At 37.5% G+C, this 26,504-nt stretch carries 25 protein-coding genes and 1 other annotated feature; of the genes, 16 read left to right on the forward strand and 9 right to left on the reverse strand.

The annotated features are described in order from the left end of the window. The first annotated feature begins 15 nt into the window (after positions 1-15). From AC1UFB_RS09035 to motS, 4 genes are all read left to right on the forward strand, one after another. Entirely contained in the window at positions 16-1,092 is a 1,077-nt protein-coding gene (locus AC1UFB_RS09035) for a bifunctional 3-deoxy-7-phosphoheptulonate synthase/chorismate mutase (protein WP_025909480.1), read from the forward strand. Positions 1,093-1,556: 464 nt separating this feature from the next. Beyond that, positions 1,557-2,555, forward strand: a complete 999-nt coding sequence (ccpA, locus tag AC1UFB_RS09040) for a catabolite control protein A (protein ID WP_025909479.1) — start codon at positions 1,557-1,559, stop codon at positions 2,553-2,555. Between the two features lie 78 nt (positions 2,556-2,633). Continuing rightward, the gene (gene motP, locus AC1UFB_RS09045; RefSeq protein WP_100346709.1) at positions 2,634-3,443 is read left to right on the forward strand and encodes a flagellar motor protein MotP; all 810 of its coding nucleotides are present in this window, start codon (positions 2,634-2,636) and stop codon (positions 3,441-3,443) included. A gap of 37 nt (positions 3,444-3,480) precedes the next feature. Beyond that, the gene (gene motS / locus AC1UFB_RS09050; RefSeq protein ID WP_482589044.1) at positions 3,481-4,149 is read left to right on the forward strand and encodes a flagellar motor protein MotS; all 669 of its coding nucleotides are present in this window, start codon (positions 3,481-3,483) and stop codon (positions 4,147-4,149) included. A gap of 49 nt (positions 4,150-4,198) precedes the next feature. On the opposite strand, the gene AC1UFB_RS09055 is transcribed toward motS, so the two are convergent. The 3 genes from AC1UFB_RS09055 to AC1UFB_RS09065 are packed head-to-tail and all read right to left on the reverse strand — an operon-like array spanning position 4,199 to position 6,667. Then, positions 4,199-5,377 carry an acetoin utilization protein AcuC gene (locus AC1UFB_RS09055; protein ID WP_328100816.1) on the reverse strand — a complete coding sequence of 393 codons (1,179 nt, stop codon included), beginning with the start codon at positions 5,375-5,377 and terminating at the stop codon, positions 4,199-4,201. After that, positions 5,374-6,018: an acetoin utilization AcuB family protein gene (locus AC1UFB_RS09060; protein WP_078989185.1), complete on the reverse strand. Its 645-nt coding sequence runs from the start codon at positions 6,016-6,018 to the stop codon at positions 5,374-5,376. Before AC1UFB_RS09060 ends, AC1UFB_RS09055 begins: the two co-directional genes overlap by 4 nt. Before the next feature lie 16 nt (positions 6,019-6,034). After that, positions 6,035-6,667, reverse strand: a complete 633-nt coding sequence (locus tag AC1UFB_RS09065) for a GNAT family N-acetyltransferase (protein WP_025909474.1) — start codon at positions 6,665-6,667, stop codon at positions 6,035-6,037. Between the two features lie 221 nt (positions 6,668-6,888). Between AC1UFB_RS09065 and acsA the strand changes: the two genes are divergently transcribed. The 3 genes from acsA (at position 6,889) to tyrS (ending at position 10,540) form a co-directional block, all read left to right on the forward strand. Next, a complete protein-coding gene (gene acsA, locus AC1UFB_RS09070) occupies positions 6,889-8,604 on the forward strand; it encodes an acetate--CoA ligase (protein ID WP_100346712.1) in 1,716 nt (571 codons plus the stop codon). Positions 8,605-8,723: 119 nt separating this feature from the next. Further along, positions 8,724-8,867, forward strand: a complete 144-nt coding sequence (locus AC1UFB_RS09075; RefSeq protein WP_326046402.1) for a hypothetical protein — start codon at positions 8,724-8,726, stop codon at positions 8,865-8,867. A 141-nt stretch (positions 8,868-9,008) separates the two neighbouring features. Then, positions 9,009-9,224, forward strand: a binding site (T-box leader). Between the two features lie 59 nt (positions 9,225-9,283). Next, entirely contained in the window at positions 9,284-10,540 is a 1,257-nt protein-coding gene (tyrS, locus tag AC1UFB_RS09080; RefSeq protein WP_025909472.1) for a tyrosine--tRNA ligase, read from the forward strand. An 81-nt stretch (positions 10,541-10,621) separates the two neighbouring features. Here tyrS and rpsD read toward each other — a convergent pair whose 3' ends face one another. After that, on the reverse strand, positions 10,622-11,224 hold the full coding sequence (gene rpsD / locus AC1UFB_RS09085) for a 30S ribosomal protein S4 (RefSeq protein ID WP_025909471.1): 603 nt from the start codon (positions 11,222-11,224) through the stop codon (positions 10,622-10,624). Positions 11,225-11,548: 324 nt separating this feature from the next. Here rpsD and AC1UFB_RS09090 point away from each other — a divergent pair, with 324 nt between their 5' ends. Continuing rightward, positions 11,549-13,381 carry a sensor domain-containing diguanylate cyclase gene (locus AC1UFB_RS09090; protein ID WP_482589017.1) on the forward strand — a complete coding sequence of 611 codons (1,833 nt, stop codon included), beginning with the start codon at positions 11,549-11,551 and terminating at the stop codon, positions 13,379-13,381. 35 nt (positions 13,382-13,416) lie between these two features. Here AC1UFB_RS09090 and AC1UFB_RS09095 read toward each other — a convergent pair whose 3' ends face one another. Beyond that, a complete protein-coding gene (locus tag AC1UFB_RS09095) occupies positions 13,417-13,896 on the reverse strand; it encodes a GAF domain-containing protein (RefSeq protein WP_025909469.1) in 480 nt (159 codons plus the stop codon). 245 nt (positions 13,897-14,141) lie between these two features. Between AC1UFB_RS09095 and refZ the strand changes: the two genes are divergently transcribed. Next, positions 14,142-14,795 carry a forespore capture DNA-binding protein RefZ gene (gene refZ / locus AC1UFB_RS09100; protein WP_061786463.1) on the forward strand — a complete coding sequence of 218 codons (654 nt, stop codon included), beginning with the start codon at positions 14,142-14,144 and terminating at the stop codon, positions 14,793-14,795. Here refZ and hisJ read toward each other — a convergent pair. Then, a complete protein-coding gene (hisJ, locus tag AC1UFB_RS09105; RefSeq protein WP_025909467.1) occupies positions 14,781-15,575 on the reverse strand; it encodes a histidinol-phosphatase HisJ in 795 nt (264 codons plus the stop codon). The two genes, refZ and hisJ, sit on opposite strands and share 15 nt — an antisense overlap. 314 nt (positions 15,576-15,889) lie before the next feature. Here hisJ and ezrA point away from each other — a divergent pair, with 314 nt between their 5' ends. Continuing rightward, on the forward strand, positions 15,890-17,581 hold the full coding sequence (gene ezrA, locus AC1UFB_RS09110; protein WP_100346715.1) for a septation ring formation regulator EzrA: 1,692 nt from the start codon (positions 15,890-15,892) through the stop codon (positions 17,579-17,581). Between the two features lie 53 nt (positions 17,582-17,634). Here the strand turns inward: ezrA and brnQ are convergent, their stop codons facing one another. Next, complete coding sequence (gene brnQ / locus AC1UFB_RS09115) at positions 17,635-18,996, reverse strand: branched-chain amino acid transport system II carrier protein (protein ID WP_328100813.1); 1,362 nt, start codon at positions 18,994-18,996, stop codon at positions 17,635-17,637. Between the two features lie 265 nt (positions 18,997-19,261). Here brnQ and AC1UFB_RS09120 point away from each other — a divergent pair, with 265 nt between their 5' ends. The 4 genes from AC1UFB_RS09120 (at position 19,262) to AC1UFB_RS09135 (ending at position 23,643) form a co-directional block, all read left to right on the forward strand. Continuing rightward, positions 19,262-20,404: a cysteine desulfurase family protein gene (locus AC1UFB_RS09120; RefSeq protein ID WP_482589021.1), complete on the forward strand. Its 1,143-nt coding sequence runs from the start codon at positions 19,262-19,264 to the stop codon at positions 20,402-20,404. A 6-nt stretch (positions 20,405-20,410) separates the two neighbouring features. Further along, the gene (thiI, locus tag AC1UFB_RS09125; RefSeq protein ID WP_328100812.1) at positions 20,411-21,622 is read left to right on the forward strand and encodes a tRNA uracil 4-sulfurtransferase ThiI; all 1,212 of its coding nucleotides are present in this window, start codon (positions 20,411-20,413) and stop codon (positions 21,620-21,622) included. Between the two features lie 95 nt (positions 21,623-21,717). Then, entirely contained in the window at positions 21,718-21,912 is a 195-nt protein-coding gene (locus tag AC1UFB_RS09130; protein WP_100346718.1) for an alpha/beta-type small acid-soluble spore protein, read from the forward strand. Between the two features lie 135 nt (positions 21,913-22,047). Continuing rightward, positions 22,048-23,643, forward strand: a complete 1,596-nt coding sequence (locus AC1UFB_RS09135) for an amidohydrolase (RefSeq protein WP_482589024.1) — start codon at positions 22,048-22,050, stop codon at positions 23,641-23,643. Here the strand turns inward: AC1UFB_RS09135 and AC1UFB_RS09140 are convergent. Both AC1UFB_RS09140 and AC1UFB_RS09145 read right to left on the reverse strand, forming a co-directional pair. Then, complete coding sequence (locus AC1UFB_RS09140) at positions 23,638-23,853, reverse strand: hypothetical protein (protein WP_482589026.1); 216 nt, start codon at positions 23,851-23,853, stop codon at positions 23,638-23,640. The two genes, AC1UFB_RS09135 and AC1UFB_RS09140, sit on opposite strands and share 6 nt — an antisense overlap. A 112-nt stretch (positions 23,854-23,965) precedes the next feature. Continuing rightward, positions 23,966-24,766 (reverse strand): NAD kinase, encoded by an 801-nt coding sequence (locus AC1UFB_RS09145; protein ID WP_025908919.1) that lies wholly within the window; start codon positions 24,764-24,766, stop codon positions 23,966-23,968. 158 nt (positions 24,767-24,924) lie between these two features. Here AC1UFB_RS09145 and sppA point away from each other — a divergent pair, with 158 nt between their 5' ends. Beyond that, the gene (sppA, locus tag AC1UFB_RS09150) at positions 24,925-25,938 is read left to right on the forward strand and encodes a signal peptide peptidase SppA (RefSeq protein ID WP_061785771.1); all 1,014 of its coding nucleotides are present in this window, start codon (positions 24,925-24,927) and stop codon (positions 25,936-25,938) included. 13 nt (positions 25,939-25,951) lie between these two features. Further along, complete coding sequence (locus tag AC1UFB_RS09155) at positions 25,952-26,455, forward strand: RDD family protein (RefSeq protein ID WP_482589029.1); 504 nt, start codon at positions 25,952-25,954, stop codon at positions 26,453-26,455. Positions 26,456-26,504 lie beyond the last annotated feature (49 nt).

Genomic DNA, 26,504 nt, shown 5'->3' on the forward strand with positions numbered 1-26,504 from the left:
GAAGGGTGGAAACAAATGGCGAAACAAGATTTACAGCAACTACGTTCTCAAATCGATGAACTGAACCTACAGCTACTAAAAGTTATTAATGAAAGAGGAATGCTCGTTCAGGAAGTTGGTAAGCTAAAAGGGGTACAAGGAACGAATCGTTTTGATCCCGTTCGTGAAAGGGTAATGCTTGATTTAATCGTTGAGAAAAATGAAGGGCCATTTGAAACATCTACCTTGCAGCATATTTTCAAAGAAATTTTTAAAGCGAACCTTGAGCTTCAAGAAGATGACCATAGAAAAGCGCTTCTTGTCTCAAGAAAGAAAAAGCCAGATAATACAATTGTCATGGTAAAAGGAGAAGCAATTGGCGATGGTAGTCAGCGGTTTATTGCGGGCCCTTGTGCAGTGGAAAGCTATGAACAAGTTGCTGAGGTGGCAAAAGTAGTTAAGCAGCAAGGAATTAAGCTTCTTCGAGGTGGAGCTTATAAGCCTAGAACATCACCATATGACTTTCAAGGGTTGGGGTTAGAAGGTCTGAAGATTTTAAAGCAAGCTGCTGATGAGTACGATTTAGCCGTTATTAGTGAAATTGTGACCCCTGGTGATATTGAAACAGCACTTGATTATGTAGACGTTATTCAAATTGGCGCACGAAACATGCAAAACTTTGAATTACTAAAAGCAGCAGGAAGCGTGAATAAGCCTGTATTACTAAAAAGGGGTTTAGCTGCTACAATCGATGAATTTATTAATGCTGCTGAATACATTATGTCAAAAGGAAATGGTCAAATTATCTTATGTGAACGCGGGATTCGGACATATGAGCGAGCAACTCGCAACACATTAGATATTTCAGCTGTTCCAATCTTGAAAAAAGAAACTCATTTACCAGTTCTTGTAGATGTTACGCATTCCACAGGTCGAAGAGATTTACTGCTCCCAACTGCCAAAGCAGCGCTCGCAATTGGAGCTGATGGAGTAATGGCAGAAGTTCATCCAGACCCTGCTGTTGCACTATCAGATTCTGCGCAGCAGATGAATATCCCTCAATTTAATGAATTTATGAGTAAGTTAAAGCCACTTTGTAACCGAAATTTATAAATGAGAAGCCTGAAACTCATGTTTCGGGCTTCTTTTACGAAAAACTGTGCTGTCATAGATAGAAAAAAAGCAATAATGTTGCATCTTTACAATAAGTTTGCTAAAAATAGGAAATGATAAAAAGGCAGAATCATTTTTTGAAAATCTGGTGAAATTTGTCGAAAAAAGGCACTAAAGGCGTTGCGGTTCAGCACATAGTGTCGTATAGTAGTTACAGATATTCGCTATAATTCTGTCAATTATTTTTTTATTCAAGTCCCTGTATGTACGTGTATATACATAAGAACTTTTGATGATTTATGAATAGACGTTATATAGAATGGGTATTTAATTGGTATATAAAAATCATGAATGAAAATCTTACAACTATTTCGTTATATGCAAGAAGGGTTTATATACGTAATTACAAGTTATCATTTAAGGGCAAAATAAGTGAACAAGTAATAAAAAAGGAGTGTGTCGTTATGAACGTAACAATTTATGATGTAGCAAGAGAAGCGAGTGTATCAATGGCAACGGTTTCGCGCGTTGTGAACGGAAACCCTAACGTGAAGCCTTCGACAAGAAAAAAAGTACTGGAAACAATTGAGCGTTTGGGCTATCGTCCTAACGCAGTAGCAAGAGGGTTAGCAAGTAAAAAAACAACAACAGTAGGGGTTATTATCCCAGATATTTCAAGTATCTTTTACGCAGAACTTGCACGTGGTATTGAAGATATCGCTACAATGTATAAATACAACATTATTCTAAGTAACTCCGATCAAAACCAAGATAAAGAACTTCATCTATTAAATACAATGCTAGGTAAACAAGTAGACGGAATTATTTTCATGAGTGGAAATTTAACGGAAGAGCATGTAGAAGAGTTAAAGAAGTCACCAGTTCCGATTGTATTAGCAGCGTCTATTGAATCTACAAACCAAATTCCATCTGTCACAATCGATTATGAACAAGCAGCATATGATGCGGTTAAGTCTTTAATTGACAATGGTCACAGTAAAATTGCATTCTTAGCAGGTACTCTAGAAGAGCCTATTAATCATGCCCAAAAATTAAAAGGTTATGAAAGAGCATTAACAGATCATCAAATAGACGTTCTGGATTCTTATATCGTGGAAGGCGATTACACATACGATTCAGGTATTGAAGCAGTTGAAAAGCTATTTGAAGAAAATGAAAAACCAACGGCTATCTTTGTAGCTACTGATGAGATGGCTCTAGGTGTTATTCATGGCGCACAAGATCGTGGATATAACGTGCCAAATGATCTTGAGGTTATTGGATTTGACAATACGCGTTTGGCTACGATGGTACGTCCGCAGTTAACTTCTGTTGTTCAACCAATGTATGATATTGGTGCAGTAGCTATGAGATTATTAACGAAGTATATGAATAAAGAAACAGTGGATAGTAGCATTGTTCAGCTTCCACACCGTATTGAATACAGACAGTCAACGAAATAAATAGAAATTTCCATAAGTAGCTAATGTGCTTAGTTATGCAGAAACACATTGAAGTTGCCATTAGTGGGGAGAGAGGGTATGAAGAAATTTGATCTATTAACGCCTATAGGGATACTGATTGGTATCTCTATGGTTGCGTTTGGCGTTATTTCTAGCGGCGGAGTACAAGGTTTTTTAATTTTTATTGATTTCCCGTCCATGCTTATTGTCTTGGGGGGAGTTTTCGGAGCTCTATGCGTCAGCTTTCCGATTAGGCAGCTTCGTAATATGTGGAGAGTTGGTTTACAAGCTTTTCAATCAAAGGAATCAAATGTTGATGAACTAATAGAAAAATTTGTACAGCTATCAGAATTAGCAAGGCGTGAAGGGTTATTGGCACTGGAAGCAGAAATGGACAAGGTTCATGATCCATTCGTGCGGAAAGGGCTGCTATTAGCAATTGACGGCGTAGAGCCTGAAGTAATTAAAGAAATGTTAGAAGCAGAAATTATTGGAATTGAAGAGCGTCATTCTAAGGGAAGAAGCGTGTTTGAAAAAGCTGGCGATTATGCTCCGGCTTGGGGAATGGTAGGAACATTAATTGGACTTGTTTTAATGTTAAGAAACTTGAATACCCCTTCTACGCTTGGCCCGAATATGGCTATTGCACTTTTGACGACATTATATGGTTCTCTTCTTTCAAATTTATTATTTCAACCAATTGCAGCCAAGCTAGCAGTGAAAACAGAGCAGGAAGTATTTATGAAAGAAGTAGTAATTGAAGCAGTTGTCGGTTTGCAAAGCGGTCAAAACCCGAGATTATTGCAAGAAAAGCTAAAAGCATTTATACCCGCTAAAAAAGCAAGACAATCTCAGCTTAATGAGAGGGCTAGCGTCCGTGAAGCGTAGAAAAAAAGTTCAGCACTCTTCACAGTCGAACAAATGGATGGTGACGTTTGCAGACCTTGTTACGTTAATATTAGTGTTTTTTATTTTACTTTTCTCTATGTCTAATATCGATAATATTAAGTTTAAGCAATTAGTAAATTCTTTAGGATTATCAGAGTCTAACGGAGCAGATGCTTCTATTATTGAACTTGAATCATCTTCACAGTCGCAAGAGGGAAATAATAAAAAAGTCCTTAGTAACAAGTCAGCAGAGCTTAATCGTATTCTTTTACAGGTACAACAATATCTTGAGGAAAATAACCTTCAGGAAGTGATAACTGCGAATCGTGATGAGCGAGGAGTCGTTTTGGTATTACAAGAACAGGTATTATTTGAGACAGGAGAAGCGGAGATTTTAAAAAAAGGCTACCCGTTCCTAAATAAGTTGGGCGCACTTTTTACGACGATACCTAATCAGATAAAAATTGAAGGCTATACCGATAATCGACCGATTAAAACGTACCGTTATCCATCGAACTGGGAGTTATCTACTGCAAGAGCGAGCAGCGTCATTCGTTATTTTATAGCTCATTATGATTTAAAGTCTGAGCAATTTATCGCTATCGGCTACGGGGAAGCAAATCCTGTTGTTGAAAATACGTCAGAAGCCAATATGCAAAAGAATCGACGCGTTGAGATTATTATTTCTGACCCGACCAATGAGTAGTTATTCAGAGCATGGCCTCTTCTTATGATATGAGAAGAGGCCATGCTTTTTAGTGAGACGAAGCTTCTTTCTGATGCGAGCGAATAGGAAAGAGCGCTCGAGAGACAGTCTGAGCATTCTTTTCTTCAATTTCTTGCCTTCTTGGAATAGGATCATAAATTCCATCTTCATCATCCCATTTTGTACAAATTGGGATGGGCGCTTCTCTTTCCCACTTTTGAACCCAAGTGGTCGGTAAGTTTCCTGTAATCGATTGCTTTTCTAACATCGCCAGCCAAATAAAGGACCAAGCACGTGGAACCACCCGCCAAATATCATACCCTCCACCACCTACTCCAATCCACTTTCCATTGCAGTATTTATGAGCGATTTCATGCGCAACTTTTGGGATTTCTCGATACATTTTAGTCGTGCCGCAGAGGTGAGTAAGAGGATCATAGTAATGAGAATCAGCACCGTTTTGAGTTAAGATAACGTCAGGTTTAAAGAACGCAGCAACCGCTTCAAGCGATGTTTTATAGGCGTGTAACCATGAATCGTCTTCTGTATAGGCATCAACTGGTATATTAAATGAATATCCGTATCCTTTATTATGTCCGCGCTCGTTTACATCGCCAGTTCCAGGGAATAGGTATCTACCCGTTTCGTGAATAGATAAAGTACATACAGAAGGATCGTCGTAAAAAGTCCACTGCACGCCATCACCGTGATGAGCATCTGTATCGACATATAAAATGCGGGCACTGTATTTTTCTTGCATATAGCGAATAGCTACCGCACTATCATTATAGATGCAAAAGCCGGATGCTTTTCCTCGAAAGCCATGGTGAAGTCCACCACCAAGATTTAGTGCATGGTTAGCTTTTCCTGTCATTACTTGATCTACGGCAGTAAGTGTACCACCAACGAGAAATGCACTAGCTTCGTGCATGTTATGAAAAATAGGCGTATCTTCCGTTCCCAGTCCATAGCTTTCACCTTTTGTTGTCGATAAACTTCCTAATCCAGCATCTTTAACAGCTTGTATATAAGCAGGGTCATGAACAAGCGCTAGTTCTTCGTCAGTAGCCATTCTGGGTAAGACAATTTGTTTATCTGTTAGCATTCCAGATTCCAGCAATAGTTCATAAGTTAGCTTTACTCGGAGCTGGTTAAAAGGGTGATGGTGGTTAAATTTATAGGTTAATAAATCTTCAGAGTAAATAAAGACGGCATCTTGTTTTTTCATAACGTACTCTCCAGTGGTTTTGGCCAAATAACTTCGTAGCCGTGATCACGTAAATCATTAATAATGCTAAGCGGGTTAAATGTTTGAACTCTAAAAACGAGTACTTTATATCGATCATCTTTATGAGGATATACTAGGACGCTCAAGATGTTCGTACGGTGTTGACCAAAAATAGCTGTCACATCACTTAAAACACCAGCTTGGTTTTTAACTTTCACTTCAATATGTGACCCAGGCTTATGTGACCCAGTTAGCTGAATAAAGCTACGCAATAAGTCTCGTTCGGTAACGACACCGATTAGACGGTTCTCTTGTGTAACAGGTATGCATCCAATTTGGTTTTCATAGAAGACGTTTGCGACATCTTCTACAAAATCAAGAGGGTGTGCAGTAATAACATTCTTTTGCATGATGCGATGAATAGGTTCTGATAATTCAGTGGACTGTGAAGATGGATTTAAAATTGATGGACTAGCATCTCGTATATCACGATCAGAGATGATACCAACAATATGATGTGCATGATTCACAATTGGAATATGACGAATTTTATATGTATCTAGCAAATGAAGTGCTTCAGCAATGGTATCAGTCGGTGCTAGAGTAATAACATCTTGAATCATAATCTCTTCAACAAGCATATAAAACGCCTCCTTATCAATACATAAAGCGATTTTGAAAACGCAGATGATCAAATGATTGAACGCTATCTAAATTGACTCTTTTTCCTATTCGAGCCATTAAACAGTTGGCTGGATGTGAGCTGATTTCCGGGTCATCTGTTGCATACCAGGTTAATCCACCCGTGTTCATCATTTTTTCCATAATTTTACGATATTCCCACACGTTTAAGCCTGTTCCTTTTAAATCCCAATGCCAATAATATTCTGTTGTAATAATAATATAATCTTCCATGGCATCATCCATCATTGAAACTTTTAATAAGCTTTTGCCAATCGAGTAGCTTCTAAATGGAGCTGCTACTTCAATGGCACCCAGTTCAATTAAATTATCCATTTTCCCTTCAGACCACCTTTCTAAGGGGTCTGGATATAAGAAGGTGACATAGCCAACAACCGTATGGTTGATGCGTGCAACAATAATTCTACCTTCGGGCAAGTCGGCAATTTCAACTAGAGCTTGCTTTTGCTGTTCAGCGGGTCTAAAAGCTGTTAATTCTTGATGGAAATCTAGCTGTGCTAATGTTGTAGAGGAAACGGGACCTTCAATAACTAACGTCCCAACAGGAGTTTTAACTTCTTTCATATTGTATGTTTTGATGTGATTCAACAAGGTCACCACCTTTATTCGGTCTTATCTGTATTATACATAAAATCGAGATAAATGAAGCGTTTTCAATAAATTTATCGAGAAAAAAGGAAATTGGTAAAATTAGTCGAATTATTCTATCGAGAACAGAGCATCATCCCAATAAATATTTTTAAAATTGAGAAAATTAAAGCTCTGTTATATAATAGGAATGAGAATATTTACATAAGGGGGAGTTTGTGATGAAAGTGGAAGCGCTTCCTGTAATTAACGGTGAGTATAATTTACAGGACTATGATCAAATGTATACAGAATTTGATTGGTCGCAGGTGGAAAAAGAATTTTCTTGGCATGAAACAGGTAAACTAAATGCTGCCTATGAAGCAATCGATAGGCACGCAAACTCTACGCGTAAAAACAAAGTAGCGCTTTATTACAGGGATGCGAATCGTAATGAAAAGTATACGTATCGTGAAATGAAAGATTGGTCGAATAAAGCAGCGAACGTTTTAAAGCAGGCAGATGTTGAAAAAGGAGATCGCGTTTTTATTTTTATGCCGAGATCCCCGGAATTGTATTTTGCTCTTTTAGGTGCTATTAAACTAGGTGCTATTGTTGGTCCATTGTTTGAAGCATTTATGGAAGGTGCTGTAAAAGATCGACTTGAAGATAGTGAAGCGAAAGTATTAATTACAACTCCAGAATTACTCCAACGTGTACCCGTTCAGGAACTACCCGCTTTAAAGCATGTTCTTCTTGTAGGTGAAGAAGTAGAAGAGCATGGACCATTTTTAGATTTTAATCAGCGTATTGCACAAGCAAGTAAAGAAGTTGAAATTGAATGGGTTGATCGAACTGATGGTATGCTGTTGCACTACACATCAGGTTCAACTGGTAAGCCAAAAGGTGTTTTACATGTTCATAATGCGATGCTACAACACTATCAAACTGCTAAATGGGTGTTGGACTTAAAAGATGAAGATGTTTATTGGTGTACGGCTGATCCCGGTTGGGTTACAGGCACATCTTACGGTATTTTTGGCCCGTGGCTAACTGGTTCAACAAATGTCATTATTGGTGGGCGCTTTAGTCCAGACTCATGGTATCAGGCTCTTGAAGAATACGGTATTACCGTATGGTATAGTGCGCCTACTGCTTTTCGTATGCTAATGGGAGCAGGAGATGAACTTGTAAAACGCTATAATCTATCTCAGCTTCGTCATGTTTTAAGTGTAGGTGAACCGCTAAATCCTGAAGTTGTGCGATGGGGAATGAAGGTGTTTCAAAAGCGTATTCATGATACGTGGTGGATGACAGAAACAGGTGCTCAAACGATTTGTAACTACCCGTGCATGAAGATTAAGCCAGGATCAATGGGCAAGCCGATTCCAGGCGTAACAGCAGCTATTGTGGATGATCAGGGCCAAGAACTTCCACCGTATCGAATGGGGAATTTAGCGATTAAAAAAGGTTGGCCTTCTATGATGCATACAATTTGGAATAACCAAGCAAAATATGAATCTTATTTTATGCCAGGTGATTGGTATGTATCAGGAGATTCAGCTTATATGGATGAAGACGGTTATTTCTGGTTCCAAGGGCGAATTGATGATGTTATTATGACGGCTGGTGAGCGAGTAGGACCGTTTGAAGTCGAAAGTAAGCTTGTGGAACATCCAGCAATTGCTGAAGCGGGCGTTATCGGAAAACCAGATCCGGTTCGTGGTGAGATTATCAAAGCATTTATCGCATTGAGAGATGGGCACGAGCCTTCAGATGAGCTGATTGAGGAAATACGTCAGTTCGTGAAAAAAGGGTTGGCTGCTCATGCAGCACCGCGTGAAATTGAATTTAGAGACAAGCTTCCAAAAACAAGAAGCGGTAAGATTATGCGACGTGTTTTAAAAGCATGGGAGTTAGATCTTCCAACAGGTGATTTATCAACTATGGAAGATTAATCGAAAAAAGAGGCTGGGACCTAAGTAATTCAGCCAATGATAAACCTGAACGGTTGAGAGTTCCTCACTTTTAATTGTTCAGGTTTTTTGTTGATTGTGAAAACAATGTTGGAAACAGGGTGGAACGGAGTGTAGGACACTCGACTCCTGCGGGAAAGAGAGGGAAACCTGAGATCATGCAGCGCAACGAGGAAGCTCAGGTTCCTCCACGCGAAAAGCGAGCGGCCGTAGTGCAATGGAACGAACGTGTTCTGACAACGTAAAGAGGTGAGAAAAGGGAGTGTTCGTCTTTTTGGAAATTTGTTTTGTTATGTCTCACTCTCTTTTAGTTTTTATCACATAGATTGCTACTTGAATTTTAAAATGAAATCATTCATAATAATGCTGTATAGATTTTTTTAATATAAAATGCAGAGATAGGAAAAAGTAGTAGCTGTCTCCCTGTTAAAGAGAGCTGGTGGTCGGTGTAAATCAGCCATAGACAGATATGAAGTACATCCTTGAGCATCTTTTGTGAACGTGTTAGTAGCAAAAGACGGGAAGACCGTTACATCGTTTAAGTGGAAAATAACCGTTGTTATTTTCAAATAGGGTGGTACCGCGATATTTTCGTCCCTTCTTTTATAGAAGGGGCGTTTTTGTGTTGTTTTGAAAGATATATTAAAGGAGAGAAACTTAGATGAACATTTTACAAGATCTTGAATTCCGTGGTCTTATTAATCAACAAACGGATGAAAAAGGATTAAGTGAGTTATTAAATTCTGAATCAGTTCGCTTATACTGTGGATTCGACCCAACGGCTGATAGCTTACACATTGGTCATTTATTACCCGTGTTAATTTTACGTCGCTTCCAGCAAGCTGGTCATCAACCAATTGCACTAGTTGGTGGAGGTACAGGTCTTATTGGAGATCCAAGTGGGAAAAAAGCAGAACGTACGTTAAATGAAAAAGAAACGGTAGCGATGTTTAGTGATCGTATTAAAGGTCAGCTATCTCGCTTCTTAGATTTTGAAAACGGGGATAATCAAGCGGTTATTGCAAATAACTATGACTGGATTGGATCTCTAGATGTGATTACATTCTTACGTGATATCGGCAAAAACTTTGGTATTAATTATATGATGGCAAAAGATTCTGTTCAATCACGCATTGAGTCAGGAATTTCTTTCACAGAATTTAGCTACATGATTTTACAGTCTTATGACTTCTTAAACTTATACAAAACGTATAACTGTAAGCTGCAAATTGGGGGAAGCGACCAGTGGGGGAACATTACAGCTGGCCTTGAACTAATTCGTAAATCTGAAGAAGATGCAAAGGCATTTGGTTTAACAGTTCCGCTTGTAACAAAAGCTGACGGTACAAAGTTCGGTAAAACAGAAGGTGGAGCAGTTTGGTTAGATGCTGAAAAGACAAGCCCTTATGAGTTCTATCAGTTCTGGATCAACACAGATGACCGCGATGTTGTAAAATACTTAAAATATTTTACGTTCTTATCTCATGAAGAGATTACAGCGCTTGAAGCATCTGCCAATGAAGCGCCTGAAAAACGTGAAGCTCAAAAAGCGTTAGCGGGTGAAATGACAGAACTTGTTCATGGGAAGGCAGCTCTAGAGCAAGCAATTCGTATTTCACAAGCGTTATTTAACGGTAACATTGCTGAGTTAACTGCAGGAGAAATTAAAGAAGGATTTAAAGATGTACCTTCTTACAATCATAGTGGTGAAGAAGTAGGACTTATCGATTTACTTGTTGAAAGTAAAATTTCTCCGTCTAAACGTCAAGCACGTGAAGATGTAACAAACGGGGCAATTTATATTAATGGAGAACGTATTCAAGATCTTCAAAAAGTAATGACGGAAGCAGACCGTATTGAAGGGCAGTTCACAGTTATTCGACGCGGTAAGAAAAAATATACGTTAATTCAATATTAATGAAAAGACGCTCAAGTTTGAGCGTCTTTTTTCATGAGTAAACAAAAAAAGATTCCCAATAGAGGGAATCTTTTTTTACTATTAACGAGAGTAGAACTCTACGATTAGTGCTTCGTTGATTTCAGGAGATAATTCAGTACGCTCAGGTAAGCGAGTGAAAGTACCTTCTAATTTTTCTGCATCTACAGTTAAGTAGTCTGGTACGAAGTTTGTAGCTTCTACAGATTCTTTAATAATTGAAAGGTTGCGAGATTTTTCGCGAACACCAATCACTTGACCAGGTTGTACACGGTAAGAGGGAATGTCAACGCGTTTACCATCAACTAAGATGTGACCGTGGTTAACTAATTGACGAGCTTGACGACGAGTGCGTGCAAGACCCATACGGTATACTAAGTTATCAAGACGAGCTTCTAAAAGAATCATGAAGTTCTCACCGTGCTTACCAGTTAATTTACCAGCAGCAACGAATAAGTTACGGAATTGACGCTCGTTTACGCCATACATGTGACGTAATTTTTGCTTTTCTTGTAATTGTAAACCGTACTCAGAAATTTTCTTGCGTTGTCCTGGGCCATGTGGACCTGGAGCGTAAGGGCGTTTTTCTAATTCTTTACCTGTACCGCTTAGAGAAAGACCTAAACGACGAGAAATTTTCCAACTTGGACCTGTATAACGAGCCATGATGACTCCTCCTTGTTTGTGTTTTTATTTTATGCAAAACAAAAACAGACACATTCTAACGATATGCTCATTTTGTTTTCATGTACCATCGCTCTAGCAGCAGAGAGTTACACGATACACCATCAGCTCATGCTGAGGAACAAAATGAAAAAACATAAAGAAGACTGTATAAGCTGCAATATTTTACACAACGAGTATTATATGTTTTCTACATCAGATTGTCAAGCTTGTTAATTTAAAAGGTTATGATAGGAAAAAACAGGATTTTTTATTATAATAAAAGAATGGTTTAGAAGAGGAATTAATGGTGTAGGTGATAATGAAATGAATCAACAAGAAGTTTTGAGAGAATTAAAAGGACGTTTATTTGAATTAACGCACGTTAATGACAATGCTGAATCATTACGACAAACATTAGATAAAATGGTGCAGAGCATCATTTCTATATTGGAATCTAGCAGTGGTTTTATTGCGTTAAAAGCAAGAGAACTCTATGGCTATAAATTAATAGCATCTGTAAATAAAAAAGGTAATCAAAGCAATGATAAGGGTGAAAAAGAGGTATTAGACCTTCTTAACTCTTTACCGTTACATACTCAACAAAGCTATTATGTGACAGATTCGTATATTGTAATGGCGCTAACAATTGAGCATTACCATTGTTTGTTTGGTATAGAAAGAACGAATTTAGTAAAGGGAAATAGTAATAGCTTTTTAACAGAGCTTAGCAAGCAGTGTATTGCATTTCTAAAGAAAGTATATGCCCATTATCAAACATCCATTGATAAGGCGCGATATAAGGAGCTATACGAATTAACAGAAGCATTTAACCGTTCCATGAACATGGATTACATATTAGAAAAAGTGATAAGCGTATTGGAAGGTATGTATCCAACGTATCAACATAAAATTTATGTTGCCCATGATTATCGTGGGCGGTATATCGATAAAATCTTGCCCCTATCATACGATGATCAAGAGCTAATGAATATTTATGTGACAGGTGAGGTTGACGTAGTTTCAACAGATAGTACAGGCTGCAAAGTTTATGCACCTCTTGTAGGTTCGCAGGGAACTTATGGTGTGCTTATTATGGAAAAGAGTACACCGTCTTTTTTTTCACATTCAGAAATCCCCTTTATTAAGCAATTAATCAGCGTCACAGCAGGGGCATTGGAGAAGGTACAGCTTTATGTACGTTCGCAAAAGAACCTTACCGATTTAAAGCTCATTAATGAAACATCACGTCATTTAAACGAAAAATTAAATCTACACGACGGTATTCATTATGTGTCGAATCGAATTATGACATCATTTGATGCTCAAGAGGTTGGCGTAATCTTCTTTGAAGATGATTATTATGCCCCATTAAAAGGAAACACTGCATTTTTTGACACCCCTGGTGCGAGATACTATATTGAGTATGCATATAAAAGAATTACTCAGGAGAATGAAGCGTTGTTTATAAACAATATAGTTGGAGAGCTGAATGATGAACTTGTTACATTTCAATCACTAATTGCTGTACCGATGGTTCAAGACCAACAGTTAAAAGGTATGGTAATGGTTCTTCATAAGCAACCTTATTTCTTCTCTTTTGATACATTTAAGCTCGTTCAGGAGATTGTTCATCATTCAACGCTTGCATTTGTGAACGCGATGCTGCGAGATGAATTAGAAAAGTTAGTCGTGACAGATCATTTGAGTAAGCTTTATTCGAGGAAACACTTGGATCAGTGTATTGAAGAGTCTATGAGAAAAGATTCGGGCGGCTCATTTATTTTATTAGATATTGATAATTTTAAGAGAATAAACGATACATATGGTCATCAAGTAGGAGATGATATTATCATTCAAATATCAAATCTTATTAGAGGGAATATTAGGTTAAATGATGTAGCAGCAAGGTGGGGCGGGGAAGAATTAGCTGTTTACTTGCCCTGCACTACATTAAGTATCGCAAAGCGCATAGCGAATCGGCTTGTTAAGCGTGTAGAAGAAGAAACAATCCCAAAGACAACAATTTCCTCTGGTATTTCTTTTTGGTCTCAAGAACAACAAGATTCAACTGAGAAACTATTTAAGCGGGCTGACCTAGCATTGTATGAAGCGAAAAAAAGAGGGAAAAACCAACCCGTTATTCAAGAGTATAAATAATAAAGAGGATGCTTAAGCATCCTCTTTATTATTTATTACATTGCTTCTAGCAAAGCTTCAACAAACTTCTCTAAATAAGCTTGGTCTAGTTCATCAAAACGGTTTTTAATTGGGCTATCGATGTCCAACACACCAATTAATTTATCGTCTTTTACAATAGGGACAACAATCTCTGATTGAGATGCAGCATCGCAAGCGATATGACCGGGAAACTGATGTACATCAGCAACAAGCTGCGTTTGTTGTGTTTCAGCGGCAGTTCCACAAACACCTCTTCCAAATGGAATTCTTACGCATGCTGGTAAGCCCTGGAAAGGGCCAAGCACTAGCTGATTCCCTTCCGTTAAATAAAATCCAACCCAGTTTACATCTTCTAAAAACTGGTTTAAAAGTGCTGAAGCATTAGAAAGGTTTGCGATCAGATTATTTTCTCCGTCAATTAATGCACGAAGTTGCTTTAAAACAAGTTCATAATTTTTTTCTCTTGATTCGCTATAATTTTCGACATGAAACATGTTATTCTCCCCCATTCAACATAAAACGTATAAAATGTATCAAAGCGCGTCGTTCTGTTCATGACTTTGTCGATAAAAGATTACAGGAACTTAGAAGCTTATCACGAATTATGTAGATAAGCCCATAAAACCCTTTTAAATAATGTAACGATTTCTCTCGGATTTTGCAATGACTTTGATTGTGTATAAGAAGACGTGATTCCTGCTTAAATATCACTTGATTGAAAAAAGATGAGGTGGTAAAAATGGTTGCTCAAGCTAAAACGAAGGAACGAATTATTGACGCTGCGGTTTCATTATTTAACGCGAAAGGTTTTGATGGAACTTCAGTACGCGAGATTGCTACAAAAGCAAAGGTGAACGTAGCGAATATTTCATATTACTTTGAAGGTAAAGAAGGGCTATTAGAAACGCTTGTTACAACTTACTTTGAAGGCTATATAGCAGAACTTGAAAATGAATTTGAACTCAGGGAATATAAAGATGCTAAGGAGTGTTTACAGGGGATGGTCTCTGCTGTACTGAATTATCAGCACGAAAACCGTACAATTGCGCGGCTTGTATATCGCGAGATTTCACTAGACACGACGTTCATAAGAGAAGTTATGACAACATACTTAACAAAAGAAAAGTACTACCTTAAAACCGTTTTAGAAAAAGGAATGGAAGATAGGGAATTTCGAAAGGTTAACCCTTCATTTATCATTATTCAGCTGAAAGCACTGCTTTCGATGCCCTACCTTCATCCACAATATTTAACAGAGGTATTATATATTATGCCTCAAGAAACCTACTTTTTAGAGCAATACAATGGCGAACTAACTGCTTGGATTCGAACGATGCTATATGAACAGCGTGAACCGAAAAAGCAAGTGTACGTGCGTTTAACAAGAAAATAGCGTTTCGTAACCTTGACCGAGGTCCTTCGCACAATGGGCATCTGATCCATAGACAAGAGGGATCTTTTTTTTGCGTGCTAATTCAAGCACATCAGGAGCAGGGTATGCTTCTTGACAAAGAGGTTTAAAGAGTCCAGCTGCATTATAATCAAGCTCCAAGTTTTGTTGCTGAATAGCTAATAAAATCGTATTAATTTTTTCAGTAAATCGATTTGGACACGGAAATTGCTTTTTGAATTTGTGAACAAGTGTGATATGTCCAATTCGCTTCGGCTTAAAAAGTCCTAGGTCATAGTTTACAGACTTCAACAGCGTTTCGTAGTACTTATCATATGTTTTGCTTACACTCCCAAATTTCTGTACAATATGAGCAAATGCTTCGGGGCTATAATCTAAACAAAAGTACTGACGGTCAAATCTTAAAAAGTGAACAGACAGTATGCTGTCGTCTAAGTGAGGGCCGTATTCATTTAAAAATTGCGTAGTTTTCGTTTCAAATCCATCAATATAATCCACTTCAAGTCCAACGTTGATTTTTAAATCGTTGGCATACTGCTCTTTTATGTGATGGACATCTTTTAAATAATTTTCAAGCTGTGTCATCGACATGCCGCTATCTTGTTCCGGAGTTGGGTCAACAAAATTCTCAGGAATCGGGGCATGCTCTGTAAATGAAATTTCCTGGAAGCCTAATTGGATGGCTTTCTCTACATAAGCCTGTAATGAATCCTGTGAGCCATGTGGACAAAATGGTGTGTGGATATGTCGGTCTACCTTCATCAACTTGCATCACTCCTTTCATTTTCTTTAATTGTAACGTTGCAGGCTAAAACTTCAACTGTAGAACTCAAAATTTCAGCAATTTTGTCGATGAATTTAGAAAAGCAAAAGGTTTTTCTTTGAAAGAAATGATAAAAGGAGACACAGTCGACAAATTGCCAATATTTTGTGTGAAAAAATTAAAATTTTTGCTCAAAAGCAAGGCTTTACATGGTATCATAAAAACATTGACGCTTAAACATTTAAAGGATTACAATAACCCTTTTTATAAATAGGAAACTTGTCATGTAGAACGTATTGTAAGGGGGCTTAGTATGGAATTTATTATTGCACTAATCATACTAATTATTGGATTAGTTGTGTACGGAATGTTTTCACGAAAAAAAATTTATCAGGAAATTGACCGGCTTGAATCTCGTAAGATGGAGTTAGAGAATATGCCGGTGGCAGAGGAAATTTCAAAAGTAAAAGAACTAAACATGACAGGTCAAACTGAAGAGCTATTTGAACGCTGGCGTGAACATTGGGATGAAATCGTAGCAACTGAGCTTCCAAAAGTTGATGAATTACTTTTTGAAACGGAAGAATGTGCAGATAAATACCGCTTTAAAAAAGCGAAGCAACTATCTATACATATTAATGAACTGTTAGATAAAACAAAGGCTGAGATTGAGAACATATTAACAGAATTACAAAATCTCATTGGCAGCGAACAAAATAATCGTCATGATATTGAAGAGCTTAACCAGTTGCACCGTCATGTAAAGAAAAAGTTGCTAGCGCACCGCTATGCGTATGGAAAAGCGGAAAAAACGCTGGAAGCAGCGATTGATCATGCAAAGAAACAGTTTGCTGTTTTTGAAGAAGAAACAGTAAATGGAAATTATTTACAAGCACGAGAAACGGTTCTGCAATTAAAAACAGATTTAACGACAATTGATACATGCTTAGAACAAATTCCAAAAGTGTTAGTAGAATGTCAAACTACGCTTCCAGCTCAGTTTTCAGAGTTAATTGATGGATTTATGGGTATGACCAGAGACGGCTACGTGTTAGATCATTTGCAAGTTGAAGAAACGATTGAATTTTTAAGACATGAAACAGACACGATTATTCAACAAATCGAAGAGCTTTATGTAGAAGAAGCAATGGCAAAGCTCGATGATGTAAATGAACGCTTAGAGCAACTATACGATGCTTTAGAGCACGAAGTGTATTCATATCATAAGATGAATCAAGAATCTCAAACGGTTTCACATTTCTTGAAGATTTTACAAGATAAGAACCGAGAACTGCGAGATGAAACACTGTTCGTACAACAAAGCTATCACTTTAAAGAGAAAGACTTAGAGCTGTATTACAAAATGGATCGTGAATTAAAGCGTTTAACGAACCTTTATTATAATATCTCAGATAAAGTAGCGGAACATAACTTAGCTTATAGCGTTATTCAAGAAGAACTTGAAGATGTGTCTAAGCAACTAAAACAGCTTCAACAGTCTCAAGAATCTTATAGCGATATGCTTCAAGCGTTGAGAAAAGACGAACTAACGGCTAAAGAGCAAATTGAGGATTTAAAGTCTCAGCTTATTGAGGCAAAAAGGTTGATTCAGAAAAGTAATTTACCAGGTGTACCTGAATACTATAAGGTACAGTTAGAAAAGACGATGCACCTCTTGAAAGACGCAACGTTAAAGCTTCAAGAAAAACCTCTTAACATCCAAGCAGTCCAAGCTCTTCTTAGTGAAGCTGTAGAGGCTGTAAAAGAGACATTTGAAGAAACGGAAGCAATTCTAGAAGAAGCGCAGCTTGTGGAGAAGATGATTCAATATGGAAATCGTTACCGCAGTCAGTATGGATCGGTAGCTCAAGCGCTACGAGATGCAGAAGAGCTATTTCGTAAATATGAATATAAAGAAGCTCTAAACGAAGTAGCTAGTGCGATTGAACAGGTCGACCCTGGTGCGGTAGAAAAAATCCAGCAGTTTATGATCACAAATAGATAGAATAAAAAAACGTCAGCTTAGTTAGCTGGCGTTTTTTTATAATTGATATGAAATTATGAAGCTTTGCGAGAAGAAGATTCCAAATCTTCGATATAGCTTCCACGGATTTTACTAATCATATAGCCAATGATACAAGCGATAAGGGTTGGAATTAGCCAGCCCATTCCATCGCTATAAAGCGGTAGGTAATTTGTAAACAGCTTGTCAATACTTGCAATTTTTAAATTAGCAGCATTTAACCCGTCAAAGAGGCTAAAGAAAGAACTTGTAACGACTGCTAATACATATACTTCACGGCCAAATCGCAGTGTTGATGCAACTAGAGAAAGGACAATTAAGCTAATTGCAATTGGATAGATAAATGTAAGGATTGGTACGGAAATAGAAATTAACTGTGTTAGCCCTACATTTGCAATAACTGCACTAAATATCGTGAGCACTACTACAAAACCTTTATAAGAAAGTTTTGGAAAGATTCGATTAAAAAAAGAACTACAAGCAGAAATTAAGCCAATTGATGTAGTTAAACATGCAAATGTAATTGCTAGTCCTAAAATAATCGTTCCAAAGCCGCCAAATAGCTCGCGAGCAACAGCTGTTAAAATTGCTCCTCCGTTGGCTTGCATGCCAATAGACTCTACGCTAGATGCACCAATATAAGCTAGTGATACATATACTAAAATCAATCCAATAGCAGCAATAAAACCTGCTTTAATACAAACAGCCGAAAGTTTCTGACTATTTACAATCCCTTTTTCTCGAATACTTGAAATGACAACAATTCCAAACACAAGAGCTGCAATAGCGTCCATTGTTAAATAACCATCAACAAACCCTGCTACAAATGAAGCTGATTCGTACCTTGGTTGTGGAAGTTGAAATTCTCCCATTGGTGTCAGTAAACTTTTTAGAACAAGTATAGCTAAAACTGTTAACAACAGCGGTGTTAAAACCTTACCAATGCGATCTGCAATTTTTGTTGGGTTCAATGACAAAAATAACGTAATACCAAAGAAAATAATTGTATAGATCATTAAAGGTACATTACTAGCTAACGCGCTATCAGATAAGAAAGGTGTAACACCAATTTCAAACGCTACGGTATCTGTTCTTGGAATACCAAAAAAAGGTCCAATTGCTAGATATAAAACAATTGTAAAAAATATTCCGAAAATAGGATGTACTCTGTTTGCTATTTTTGTAAAATCTCCATTGGTTTTAGATGTGGCGATAATTCCTAGTAACGGCAATCCAACACCCGTTATCAAAAAGCCAACTGTTGCGCTCCATGTATTTACCCCTGCTTGTTGTCCTAACGAGGGAGGGAAAATCATATTACCTGCACCAAAAAATAGGGCAAAAAGCATTAAACCAATAGCTAATGTCTCTTTGCGAGTCAATGCTTCTTTTTTCATAATGCCTCCTATGTTTTATAGAAATAGTATAAAGTTTCTGATACATACTATCATACTTCATAAAAAAAATGTCGAAAATTTTAAAAATCTAAATATTCAGTTTAATATTTCGGACAGTTATTATATTATTTAGGCTTTCCTTTTAGAAAAGTAATTAAGAGTATTATCTGTTTCATTTGGATAAATAAACAACATCATTTAAAAAATAATGAAGGTATGCTAAGATAAAAAGTTGTTTCTAAATATTCTTAAAGGGGCGTGCACATTGATTTACTTAGATAATAGTGCTACTACTAAGCCTTACGATGAAGTTATTCAATCTTTTACAAAGGTTGCTACGACATATTATGGAAATCCTTCTTCACTCCATCAGTTTGGTGTACAAGCTGAAAATCTTATGACAAAGTCAAGAGAGCAAGTAGGGCAATTACTACATGTATCACCTAAAGAAATTATTTTTACATCTGGAGGTACGGAAGGAAATAACATGGCGATAAAAGGTACAGCCATGAAATATAGAAATAGAGGCCGTCATATTATCACAACGGCTATTGAACATGACTCCGTTCATGAACCTTTTAAACAATTACAAGAGCTTGGTTTTGATGTAACATATTTACCTGTTTCTAGAGAAGGGTTTGTGGATCCTCATGATCTTAAAGATGCAATTACAGCTGAAACTATTTTAGTTTCAATCATGCATGTTAATAATGAAATTGGAACAATTCAACCTATTGAGGAAATTGGGAAAATACTGAAGGAGTATCCAACCGTTTTATATCACGTAGATCACGTTCAAGGGATTGGAAAAGTCCCTCTTTCATTGCGAGGTGCTCATATTGATTTATGCACAATATCAGGTCATAAAATTCATGGTTTAAAAGGAACAGGTATTTTGTATATAAGCCAAGGGGTTGATCTTTCACCATTAATTAGTGGAGGGGCTCAAGAGTTGCAGAAACGCTCTGGAACTGAAAATGTGCCGGGAGTTGTCTCGTTCGCAAAAGCAATGCGTTTAACCATGGAACATGCGTCGAAAAATAGTAATAAAATGAAAAAGATGCAGAGTGAACTGAAGTCCCAATTGGAAAAGCATGAGCGTATTATCATGAATACCCCAGCTGAAGGAGCCGCTCCTCACATCTTAAATTTTACAGTAAAAGGAATCAAAGGTGAAGTATTCGTTCATGCTCTAGAGGAAAAGGGTGTTTTTGTATCTACGACATCAGCGTGTTCTTCTAAGCGTCAAAAGCCTAGTAAAACATTATTAGGAATGGGGAAAAGTTACGAAGAAGCTGATCAGTCAATTCGTATTAGCCTGTCTCATTTTAATGATTTTAATGAAATAACGCCAACAGTTAATGCAATCTTCACAGTAATTGAAGAACTAAAAAAAGTAATGGGGTAAAAATAAATGATTTATAACCATATATTAATTCGCTACGGAGAAATCTCAACTAAAGGACAAAACCGAAAGAAATTTGTTGCTCAGCTACGTCAAAATATTGCTCATGCCTTAGCTCAATTTTCTAATGTGGATATTAAATATACAAGAGATCGTATGTACATCCATTTAAATGGAGAAAATCATGAGCCGATTGTAGAACTTCTTCAAGAAGTTTTCGGTATTCAGAGCTTTAGCTTAGCTTTAAAAGTAGAAAATGAACTAGAAGCCATTCAAGAAGCTGCGTTAAAAGTGATGCAAGAGTTTGATGTAGAGAATAGAACATTCAAAGTATCAACACGTCGTGCGTATAAAGAATTTCCACTTGATACCAGTGAGCTTAACTATGCAGTTGGTAGTCACATTTTGCGAAATACAACAAATTTGAAAGTAGATGTGCGTAATCCTGATGTAAATGTAAGGGTAGAAGTTCGTCGTGAAGCAACGTACATTACGTGTTTTGACTATCAAGGAGCTGGAGGGCTTCCAGTAGGTACAAGCGGACGCGCAATGCTTATGCTATCAGGTGGAATTGATAGCCCTGTTGCAGGTTACCTAGCGATGAAAAGAGGTCTGGAGATTGAAGCAGTTCATTTCTATAGCCCACCGTTTACAAGCGAACGCTCTAAGCAAAAAGTAATTGATCTTGCTCAAAAGCTTACGAAATATCATGCCAATATTAAGCTTCATATCGTGCCGTTTACAGCTGTTCAGCAAGCTATTCAAAAACAGATTCCAGAAAACTATACGATGACATCTACAAGAAGAATGATGCTTCGTATTACGGATTTATTGCGTGCTCAGAGAGAATCTTTAGCGATTGTAACAGGAGATAGTTTGGGACAGGTTGCTAGCCAAACGGTTGAAAGTATGTATGCAATTAATGAAGTGACAAACACGCCAATCTTACGACCACTTGTCACAATGGACAAAACGGATATTATTAAAATTGCTCAGCGAATTGATACGCATGAGATTTCGAATCGTCCTTATGAAGACTGTTGTACAATTTTTACGCCAAGCGCACCAAAAACAAAGCCGAAACGTGAAAAAGTAAATCGATACGAAGAATTTTATGATTTTGATACGCTTATAAAAGAAGCAGTTCAAAATACAGAAACCCTTGAAATAAAGGCGTTGGAGCCACAAAATCTACTTGGAAATGACGCCGATTTATTTTAAAAAATAAAAAGATAAAAATTACCAAAAAAAAAACGTATGGAGCCATGTGTTTTGACACACTCTATATTCAACAAGCAACGAGGAGGTGAAAACACATGCCAAACACAAACAAATTAGTAGCTCCTGGTTCATCAGCTGCTATCGACCAAATGAAATACGAAATCGCTTCTGAATTCGGTGTAAACCTTGGACCAGAAGCAACATCTCGCGCTAACGGTTCTGTTGGTGGCGAAATCACTAAACGTTTAGTTCAAATGGCTGAACAACAACTTGGTGGTAGCTACAAATAAGTCATATTAACTGAATAATGATGGCTAAAGAAGAGTGAGGGAAACCTCACTCTTTTCATTTTGGTGATTTTCTTTCACCATTTGTGGCAAAGCTTTATACTAAATGTAAAGTACGTTTGGGAAAGGGAGAGAGAGATGGGAACATTGTTTTACGGTGGAAAAATTTATACAATGGCTCAAGAAGGAGAATGGGTAGAGAGTGTTTTTGTAGAAAATGGGATGATTGAAGACCTTGGTTTCGAACGTGACGTCAGAAATGCACAACAAAAAAATACTCAAAACGAAGTAAACTTAGATGGCAGCGTCATGTATCCCGGTTTTGTTGATAGTCATTTACATTTAATTGGACACGGAGAAAAACTGCTTCGTTTAGACTTATCCCAAGCATCTTCTGCCAGTGAGGTATTGAAATTAGTTCAGGAAAAGGTTAAGCAAACGCCACCAGGGGAATGGATTATTGGAGAAGGATGGGATGAGAATCAGTGGGATGATCGAGAACTACTTCATTATCGAGATTTAGATTCTCTTACGGACCAACATCCAATTGTTCTTAAACGTGTTTGTAGACATGGGTTGCTTGCTAATGGCAAAGCGTTAACAATAGCAAAAATCTCTAAAGGCACTGAATCACCAGAGGGAGGTGCCATTCAAGTTGATGAGCTGGGAATGCCAACGGGCTTTTTAGCAGATCAAGCACAGGAACTGGTAACCAAGCATATCCCAGTTGTATCAGAAGCTTATTTAGAAAAAGCTTTGCAGGTTTCAATTAAAGATTGTGTTCAATACGGACTAACGGGCGTACATACGGAAGATTTAAATTATTATGGTGGTTTTACACGAACATACCAAGTGTTTAAAAAAGTAATAGAGGATCAAAGAAATTTATTTCGCTGTAACTTACTTGTTCATCATGGGGTTGTAGAATCAATGGACGAATATGTGAAACAGCAGTCTACCCACTCTGCATTTTTAGAATTTGGTGCGATGAAAATTTTTGCTGATGGTTCATTAGGTAGTCAATCTGCACTGCTTAGCTTTCCATATAAAAGTGATCCATCAACAAACGGGCTAGCTATTCAGAGCCTACCAGAGCTTAAACAGCTTGTTCGAAAGGCGAGAGAGCTTAGCAGACCTGTAGCTATTCATGCTATCGGTGATTTAGCTTTTGAATACGTATTAGATAGCATTGAGCAATATCCATCTAGTGAAAAGGTTCGAGATCGTATTATTCATGCACAAATCTTAAGGAAAGATTTGATTGAAAGAACGAAGCGTTTACCTGTTGTATTAGACATTCAACCGCGCTTTTTAGCAAGTGACTTTCCGTGGGTAATTGATAAGATAGGTGAGGAAAACTTAAAATATTGCTATGCATGGAAGACTCTATTAGATAACAGCATTATGTGTGCGGGAGGCTCGGATGCACCTATAGAGCCAATTAACCCACTGCTAGGAATACACGCAGCCGTAACGCGCAAAGTAGGGGGAGGCGACTTACCTGAATATATGCCAAAAGAAAAGTTAACGATGTTTCAAGCCATTCAGCTATTTACATTAGGAAGTGCCCAAGCAACTAGCCAAGAACATATAAAAGGAAAGATTAAAAAAGGATACATTGGCGACTTTACGGTGTTTAAAAAGGACTTATTTGAGATAAACGTGGATGAGCTACTTGAAGTGCAAGTACATTTCACCATTATAAATGGTGAGATTGTTTATCAGTGTTCATAAAGAAAGAGTTTGGGACATAACAAAATGATTGCTTCTAAAAGACGAACAATAGCTGTTCTCATCTCTTTGGTTTGTCTCAACACATTCGTTCCATTGCGCTACGGCCACTCGCTTTCCGCGGGGAGGAACCTGAGCTTCCTCGCTGCGCTGCGGGATCTCAGTTTTCCCTCTCTTTCCCGCAGGAGTCGAGTGTCCTACGCTCCATTCCACCCTGTTTTCACAATCAACCAAAAAACCTGAACGATTAAAAGTTATGAACTCTCAATCGTTCAGGTTTATCATTGGCTGAACTACTTATGTCTCAGTCTCTTTAAAATAGTACTTATAAGAATGTACGCTGTACGCGTTGCCAAAATGAATTATCTTTTAATTTTACAGTTTTAACTTGGCGATCGCTTAGACGAACTTGGATTTGATCTACGTGTTTTGTACTGATTGCTTCGTTATCTAAGCCGATAACAGGGTAATGGCTGTTATCGTTTGAGAGCTTTAGGGTTAACGTGTGCTCATTGCTTAAAATAAAAGAAGATCCAAGCGTACGATAATTGTTATTGTTTAAAGATGCAAGTTCGCTGATTTGTATACACGGTAAAAGTGGATCAACGACGGCACCGTTAACTGATTTATTATAAGCTGTACTTCCTGTTGGTGTCGAAATAACCATACCATCGCCACGGAATGTCTCAAAATGATTCTCGTTAATAAATACGTCCATTGTAAACGTTTTTATTAATGCGGATCGCACAAGACATTCATTTAGTGAATGGAATGTCGTCTCTTGATCAATGGTTGTTTCTAATACGGGAAAGCGCCTTACCTCAATATTTTCGGAAGTGATAGCGTCAATCATTTTTTCTTTTTCATTAATATGGAAATCACAGTAGAAGTTTAGCTGCTCGGATGTTGCTACCCCTGCATACAAGCAGTCATCTCTAAAACCTGTTTGACGGACAGCCTGTAAAAAAGCACCGTCATCTCCAATGCTTACAATAATATTTGCCTCTTTCGATTGCTCTACTACCGTAAAATCATACTTAACCGCTAACTCTTGTAAAGGTTTTACTGCGGCATTTGTTTCTTTATTTCTAGGATGAAAGAAATAAACATTACGACGATTTGACATATGTAGTTCCCCCTTGTTTCCCCGTCTTTGATGTAAAAAAATAGTATAAAAGTAAACTTTATTACAAAAGTTTGTTACAATAATTATATCACTATTAAAACATAAATTGAAAGATTATTCTTTCAATTTGTAATCAGGATTAATTTAGGAGGGTTTTCATGAATACGAAAAGGTGGGTAGCACTCGCCATCGCAGTTGGTGTATTTATTATTTCAATACTAGTAAACACAGTTTCAACTTTTATTTTTGCTAGTGATGAGGAAACGGGCGTTGCTGGGTTCTTTGGCGGAAGTGCTAGCGAGCTAACTGAAATGGTTATTGAAGAGGGTGCGTCTCTTAATAAGATTGCTGTTTTAGAAGTAAACGGAACGATTCAAGATACAGGAGATAGTACATCAGTATTTTCGCAAGGTGGCTATAATCACGAGCTGTTTTTAGAACAACTTGATGCAGCTAAAGATGATGACATGGTCAAAGGAATTATCATAAAGGTTAATTCACCAGGGGGTGGAGTAGTAGAAAGCGCTCAAATACATAAAAAAATGGAAGAGATTCAAGCTGATACGAAAAAACCTATCTATATTTCAATGGGCTCAATGGCTGCATCTGGTGGATATTACATCTCGACATCAGCTGATAAAATTTATGCAACTCCAGATACGTTAACAGGTTCACTCGGTGTTATTATGCAAAGCGTAAACTACGGAGAACTCGCTGAGCGTCTTGGAGTAAAAGACGTGACAATAAAAAGTGGTGAGCATAAGGACATTATGTCACCTACGAGAGATATGACTGAAGAAGAGCGTCAAATTATGCAAAAGCTTATTGATAACTCATACAGTGGCTTTGTTGATGTCATCTCGAAAGGGCGCGACTTATCTGAAAGTAAGGTGCGTGAAATTGCTGATGGGCGAATCTATGATGGTCGCCAAGCAAAAGAGTTAAAATTAGTTGATGAGCTAGGGTTCTTTGAAGACAGCTTAGTAGATATGAAAAAGCAGTATAAGCTAAAAGATGCTCAGGTTATTGAATACGAATCAGGCTTTGGCTTCCCTTCATGGCTATCCATGAGCATGAACAAGATGATGGGAAGTGACCAGCAGCTATCTTCTGTTTTGAAATCATTAGCTGAGCCAAATTCTCCTCGTATGATGTATCTATATCAAGAATAGAGGTGGATGAATAATGGAAAATAACTCATATGATAAAGAAGTAGCGGGTGTTGAACATTCATCACCTTTAGAAGATAGAGTAGTAAACCCTTCTGTAGTTGAAAATCGATATGCTGGGTTTTGGATGCGTTTTTGGGCATACGTCCTTGATATCATTGTAGTGGGAAGTATAAATGGTATTATTGTAAAACCAATTTTTAAAGCATTTGATTTTGCTCAAGTTGATCAATTATTTTCACCGTTTTGGTTCATTACAGCACTGACGTTTTATGGCTATTTCATTTTAATGACCAAGTTCTTTGGTCAAACATTAGGAAAGATGGCTTTTGGCTTAAAGGTAGTCTCATTAAATGGAACGCCGCTTAGCTGGTCAGTCGTTTTGTTCCGAGAAGGAATTGGACGTTATATTTCAAAAACGGTTCTATTTATCGGTTATATCATCGTTGCCTTTTTACCTAAAAAGCAAGGTGCACATGACTATTTTGCAGAAACTGCAGTAGTGCATGAAATAAAATAATATAGAAGGCCTCTACTCGTTGAGTGGAGGCCTTTCTTGTTAGGTTTAA

It is taken from the genome of Priestia sp. KCTC 13724 (genome assembly GCF_056820425.1).

Bases quoted from the DNA above. Each gene is read 5' to 3' on its own strand.
- sppA (WP_061785771.1), top strand. From the start codon at position 24,925: ATGAATACGAAAAGGTGGGTAGCACTCGCCATCGCAGTTGGTGTATTT.
- motP (WP_100346709.1), top strand. From the start codon at position 2,634: ATGAAGAAATTTGATCTATTAACGCCTATAGGGATACTGATTGGTATC.
- AC1UFB_RS09035 (WP_025909480.1), top strand. From the start codon at position 16: ATGGCGAAACAAGATTTACAGCAACTACGTTCTCAAATCGATGAACTG.
- AC1UFB_RS09055 (WP_328100816.1), bottom strand. From the start codon at position 5,377: ATGAAAAAACAAGATGCCGTCTTTATTTACTCTGAAGATTTATTAACC.
- thiI (WP_328100812.1), top strand. From the start codon at position 20,411: ATGATTTATAACCATATATTAATTCGCTACGGAGAAATCTCAACTAAA.
- AC1UFB_RS09095 (WP_025909469.1), bottom strand. From the start codon at position 13,896: ATGTTTCATGTCGAAAATTATAGCGAATCAAGAGAAAAAAATTATGAA.
- AC1UFB_RS09090 (WP_482589017.1), top strand. From the start codon at position 11,549: ATGAATCAACAAGAAGTTTTGAGAGAATTAAAAGGACGTTTATTTGAA.
- AC1UFB_RS09155 (WP_482589029.1), top strand. From the start codon at position 25,952: ATGGAAAATAACTCATATGATAAAGAAGTAGCGGGTGTTGAACATTCA.
- refZ (WP_061786463.1), top strand. From the start codon at position 14,142: ATGGTTGCTCAAGCTAAAACGAAGGAACGAATTATTGACGCTGCGGTT.
- AC1UFB_RS09135 (WP_482589024.1), top strand. From the start codon at position 22,048: ATGGGAACATTGTTTTACGGTGGAAAAATTTATACAATGGCTCAAGAA.
- acsA (WP_100346712.1), top strand. From the start codon at position 6,889: ATGAAAGTGGAAGCGCTTCCTGTAATTAACGGTGAGTATAATTTACAG.
- ccpA (WP_025909479.1), top strand. From the start codon at position 1,557: ATGAACGTAACAATTTATGATGTAGCAAGAGAAGCGAGTGTATCAATG.
- ezrA (WP_100346715.1), top strand. From the start codon at position 15,890: ATGGAATTTATTATTGCACTAATCATACTAATTATTGGATTAGTTGTG.
- rpsD (WP_025909471.1), bottom strand. From the start codon at position 11,224: ATGGCTCGTTATACAGGTCCAAGTTGGAAAATTTCTCGTCGTTTAGGT.
- AC1UFB_RS09145 (WP_025908919.1), bottom strand. From the start codon at position 24,766: ATGTCAAATCGTCGTAATGTTTATTTCTTTCATCCTAGAAATAAAGAA.
- AC1UFB_RS09060 (WP_078989185.1), bottom strand. From the start codon at position 6,018: ATGCTTGTTGAAGAGATTATGATTCAAGATGTTATTACTCTAGCACCG.
- tyrS (WP_025909472.1), top strand. From the start codon at position 9,284: ATGAACATTTTACAAGATCTTGAATTCCGTGGTCTTATTAATCAACAA.
- brnQ (WP_328100813.1), bottom strand. From the start codon at position 18,996: ATGAAAAAAGAAGCATTGACTCGCAAAGAGACATTAGCTATTGGTTTA.
- motS (WP_482589044.1), top strand. From the start codon at position 3,481: ATGGTGACGTTTGCAGACCTTGTTACGTTAATATTAGTGTTTTTTATT.
- AC1UFB_RS09130 (WP_100346718.1), top strand. From the start codon at position 21,718: ATGCCAAACACAAACAAATTAGTAGCTCCTGGTTCATCAGCTGCTATC.
- hisJ (WP_025909467.1), bottom strand. From the start codon at position 15,575: ATGAAGGTAGACCGACATATCCACACACCATTTTGTCCACATGGCTCA.